The organism is Legionella sp. km772, assembly GCF_003989735.1.
GTDB lineage: Bacteria > Pseudomonadota > Gammaproteobacteria > Legionellales > Legionellaceae > Legionella.
In genome coordinates, this window is record NZ_RZGQ01000222.1 from 1 (window position 1) to 4,144 (window position 4,144).

Sequence of the window (4,144 nt, forward strand, 5' to 3'; positions counted from 1 at the left end):
GATAAAAACTCATTTAAATCACTTTGCTATTAAGTACAAATTGATTCTTAGAGCGAACCAGATTGCTTGGCAGGAGCTTAAAAATATGGCAGCTTAAAATTGACCGTGCGTAACATGAGATAATAAATTAATTCGGTAGTTTTTATAATTTCAGGTAGGGTAAAAAAACGCTCGTCATACCAGGTAACTGGAAAACAGTCTCCTGGGACCGGGTCGATGCCAAAAAGAGTAATTACGGTATGCGGAAAGTTTGTTTTTAGTTTAATAAACCAAAGCTCTTCTTCTTCTTTAGGAATTAAATTAATTTGCGCTTTTAAGACCTCGATAATACTGGGTGTATTATTAGTCGGTTTACCCTTATATCGTTTAGTTTGTTGTTCAAGGAGCTGTTTCGCTAGCTCCTCAAAGCTAGCACAGCTGCTTATGAAGCTTTGTATTGCCTCTAATTCATGGGCAATTAGAATTGATTCAACCGCACCTCTGCTGTGAGCTATCATGTTAAGCCGTGTCTGCCCGCGGGCTATTGCTTTGATGGTGGCTGCCAGACCCAAAGCAATTTTTTCTCCAATATTAGAGCCATCGGTACTAGGGCCGTTAACAACCACGACCTCATCAGACCAATAGGGGTAAGGATTTTTGGCATCTACCTTGGTGGTTTTGGCGGGGCTGGAGGTTTTGATGAGAGAGGCAATGATGCTTAATGTTTCGCCTTTAGGATAATCTTTTACTTTGCTTCCTTTAGTATAAGGGAGGGTTTTGGCTGTTTTTTTTAAATCGGGGGTAAACTCAGTTATCGTACCCAGCATGACAAGGGTGAAGGGTTGCTTTTCAATTTTACTGTCCATAGTAGCTGCCTCATATTGTGACACCATGAACCATTATAGAGTCTAATTAATAGAAAAATAAACAGGTATTAAGCAATTTTAACTAAGTAGCCTTGTCGACCCACAACAAGCTACTTAAATGATTCTACTAGCAATTTAGATAGTATACCGGCGGACAACATCAGCATAACTTAATTTATCGAGGACTACAGGCAATGGCTTGGCCTTAGTGAGAGGATTTTCAAAGAACTCTAATTGCTTTACAAAAGAATTGATGATTTGCATTTTAGTAGCTACAGAATGACCTACTTTATTTTCTAGGTTTTGAATAAGGCTTCTCAGTTTATTGCTTTTATAGAGGTCTGCAAATAACTCCGGGGTACTTCGACTATTTTTGCCTTCAGTTACCGCTTTGAAACATAAGTAAAACATCGCAGCAGCAGCAAAGCAGCAGACTTGATCATTTGTTCTTGATTGCAACTTTTCTCTTCTATCGAAAATACCTGTTCTCGGATCTTCAATAAAAACATGCTCTTCACCCGGTGTCTTAAAAACGGCGTAAGCATGATTGGGGGGCGGAACTTTTCCGACTATCTTATAAAAAAATGCTTGCCTACCTTCATCTCCAGCAAGGCCGCATACACCAATATCTTTATAAGTAAGAGGGAGTCTTTGATCCTTAATTGCAAGCTCAACTGCGGTTTTTATATAGGCAGGTTTATCTTTGATATTACATAAATTGTCACAATCTATCACAGCGAAATAGCGTCCAATTCCAATTTCAAGTAATTGAACCCCTATATAGTTCTCTTCACTGGATGAACAATCGATCCATGCAGATTGCTTTAGTAGCTTTTCCATAAGAATCCGAACTTCGTTTGAGAATAAGGCTAGGCTCTCAAGCACTTTATTATTTTTCTGAGGAGTAAAAAACTTCATTGTCCAAATCCTCCATTAGTTCGCGATTAAATATAATTTTGACCAACCTTTTAACTATAAAATTAAAAATTAGATGTAGTCAAGATGTATTGTCTGGTAGGAGATTATACACTAAAGAGAGATAAAAGTACATATTGAGTTTGTTTTATCTATTTGGTTCGCAAATATAATAGAGCCAATAACTCACTGATCATAAGATTAGTTAAGTTATATTGGGCAAATTTTGGATCTTATTGAACTTAAAGTGCGAACATTATACTGATCTTAATCGATGCTCTATGGACTCAGGGTTCATAATAAGTAGGCTTTTTAAATGATTATTTGGATCATAGAATTGGAGCGCCTCGTTTAGGGCTAGGCTGTTATCAAAGTCATTTAATTGGTTTATTTTTATTTTATTACTTTCCGGTAAAGTGATAATTTCTTCCACTGAATCAACTATTAAACCATAATTTAAGTTGGCGCTTTTAAAAATCAGGACCTTATTCGCTGAATGATTGAGTTTATTTTTGCCATAGAGTTTTCGACCATTTATTATAAGGACCATTTCACCGCGAAGATTCATCAGGCCTTCACAAAACTCAGGAAGACCTACAGGTTCAAGTAAATTCGTCGGCTCTTCCATGATTTCTTTAACTTGAGTAATGGGGATAGCATACCCTTGATCTAATACAAAAGTGATGAAGGTGATTCTTATTTCATTTTTCTTTTCTCTTAATAAAGCGGCTTCTGTGTTGTACAGGGTGCTATGCCCATGAGTAATAGCGACAATTTCTTCATTAGATAGGATGTACTCGCTATTGAGTAATAAGGCATGAGTTTGGTTACTCATTACAATACACCCACTAAACATTTGAGCACGTTGATTATTTAAAATTGGGAAAGTTTTTAAATCTGTTTCATAGTAAGTTTGGATACTGTTCACGGAATCAACGAGTAATCCAAAACACTCGTTACCTAGCCTCATCACGATAACATTTTGCATGGACTGGTTACTTAGGGCGGACTCATTTTTGCTTACAAACCCCAATAAACCTGAGAAATTTATTACAGGGACAATCATTCCTCGCACATTAATAGTGCCCATGCAATGATTAACTGCTAATACAGAACAACTTATTTTATCTACTTTAACGATTTCTTGAATCTGCTCAATATTAAGAGCAAAAATTGATGTTCCACATAAAAATGAAATACATTGTTTACGTACACCCTTTGTTTGAGATAGGGATTGTTGTTGGTTGAACGAGATATTGCTTTGTGTAGGAATTGCTTTAACTTTCATGAGGTTTTGTACATTGAGAATTTGGATAAGACGCTTTCCATTTTCCTTTTTAAATACCCCACTTATTATTTGATTATCATTAGGATCCATAAAATTGCTTCGTTCATCTTCAGAACATTTAAAAATTTCTCCTGTCTTATCCAGCAGGATTCCGATTAGGTTGCCATTAAGCTCTAAGATGCCTATTTTGGCCTCATTTTGCTTTTCTATGGTTTCATGCGTGGTTGTTAATTCAAGAAGTGGTTTTAAGTCAATCACCGGGATAATCATTCCTCTTAGATTAAAGAGACCTAAAAGATAATCAGGAGCAAGAGGCATTATAGTAAATTCATCAGGGGTATCTACTACCTCTTGTAATTGAGAAACAATGATTGCAAATTCACTATCACCTACGAAAAAAGAGCCATATATTTCCTTTGGCCTGGTATCTTGTTTTGTTTCGGCTGTTATGTCCATCGCTACCCCTTTGGTTCTTGCTGTATTTGAGGGAGAGTTTCAATCTTGTAAGTAAAATTTTTTGAGTCTATGATTAATCTTTTCCCTTGGTTTGTTCCTTGCTCCGTTATTGAAGCGCTCAGTCCATTTTTCTTTAATTCACTATGTGCCATTTTTATATTTAGTGCCCCGATTAATTGATCTTCATTTTGTGTTGTTAGGTTGGTCATATTACTTCCGCCTGCTATCACAACTTTAATTTTTTTTTTATCCTCAGGTTTAATTTTCATTAAAGCAATCAAAGAGGGGATGGCTTGGTCGACAAAACGTGCACCAATTTGATAGCTTTTATTGGGGGATTGCGGCAATAAACAATGCGCTAAACCACAAATCCCTTTTTCTTCCCAAATAAACCCGATTCCTACACAAGATCCTAAAATTGTTTTTAGAATTTCTCCATGTTTGGCAATCTTCACCTCGCCGATGTGTACATTAATGTAATTGTTCATTATCGCCCTCAGGATGCCCCTTTTTTTTATATATAACTCATGTTACGCACGGTCAATTTTAAGCTGCCATATTTTTAAGCTCCTGCCAAGCAATCTGGTTCGCTCTAAGAATCAATTTGTACTTAATAGCAAAGTGATTTAAATGAGTTTTT

The 4,144-nt window shown here is 36.3% G+C and carries 5 protein-coding genes; 1 reads left to right on the forward strand and 4 read right to left on the reverse strand.

Annotated features, from left to right (window positions below; genetic code table 11):
- Nucleotides 1–77: 77 nt before the first annotated feature.
- The 4 genes from ELY15_RS14100 to ELY15_RS14115 all read right to left on the reverse strand — a co-directional run bounded on the left by ELY15_RS14100 (nt 78) and on the right by ELY15_RS14115 (nt 3,992).
- Nucleotides 78–845, reverse strand: coding sequence for a hypothetical protein (locus tag ELY15_RS14100; protein WP_233586813.1), 768 nt, complete (start codon nt 843–845; stop codon nt 78–80).
- 135 nt (nt 846–980) lie between these two features.
- Nucleotides 981–1,763, reverse strand: coding sequence for a hypothetical protein (locus ELY15_RS14105; protein WP_127101129.1), 783 nt, complete (start codon nt 1,761–1,763; stop codon nt 981–983).
- A gap of 253 nt (nt 1,764–2,016) precedes the next feature.
- Nucleotides 2,017–3,504, reverse strand: coding sequence for a chemotaxis protein CheW (locus ELY15_RS14110; RefSeq protein WP_127101131.1), 1,488 nt, complete (start codon nt 3,502–3,504; stop codon nt 2,017–2,019).
- A gap of 2 nt (nt 3,505–3,506) precedes the next feature.
- Nucleotides 3,507–3,992: a chemotaxis protein CheD gene (locus ELY15_RS14115; RefSeq protein WP_127101133.1), complete on the reverse strand. Its 486-nt coding sequence runs from the start codon at nt 3,990–3,992 to the stop codon at nt 3,507–3,509.
- 13 nt (nt 3,993–4,005) lie between these two features.
- Between ELY15_RS14115 and ELY15_RS16620 the strand changes: the two genes are divergently transcribed.
- Nucleotides 4,006–4,134 carry a hypothetical protein gene (locus ELY15_RS16620; protein WP_255411120.1) on the forward strand — a complete coding sequence of 43 codons (129 nt, stop codon included), beginning with the start codon at nt 4,006–4,008 and terminating at the stop codon, nt 4,132–4,134.
- Nucleotides 4,135–4,144: the final 10 nt, after the last annotated feature.

Coding starts and splice junctions, on each gene's coding strand:
- ELY15_RS14110 (WP_127101131.1), bottom strand. CDS start 3,504: ATGGACATAACAGCCGAAACAAAACAAGATACCAGGCCAAAGGAAATA.
- ELY15_RS14100 (WP_233586813.1), bottom strand. CDS start 845: ATGGACAGTAAAATTGAAAAGCAACCCTTCACCCTTGTCATGCTGGGT.
- ELY15_RS14105 (WP_127101129.1), bottom strand. CDS start 1,763: ATGAAGTTTTTTACTCCTCAGAAAAATAATAAAGTGCTTGAGAGCCTA.
- ELY15_RS14115 (WP_127101133.1), bottom strand. CDS start 3,992: ATGAACAATTACATTAATGTACACATCGGCGAGGTGAAGATTGCCAAA.
- ELY15_RS16620 (WP_255411120.1), top strand. CDS start 4,006: ATGCCCCTTTTTTTTATATATAACTCATGTTACGCACGGTCAATTTTA.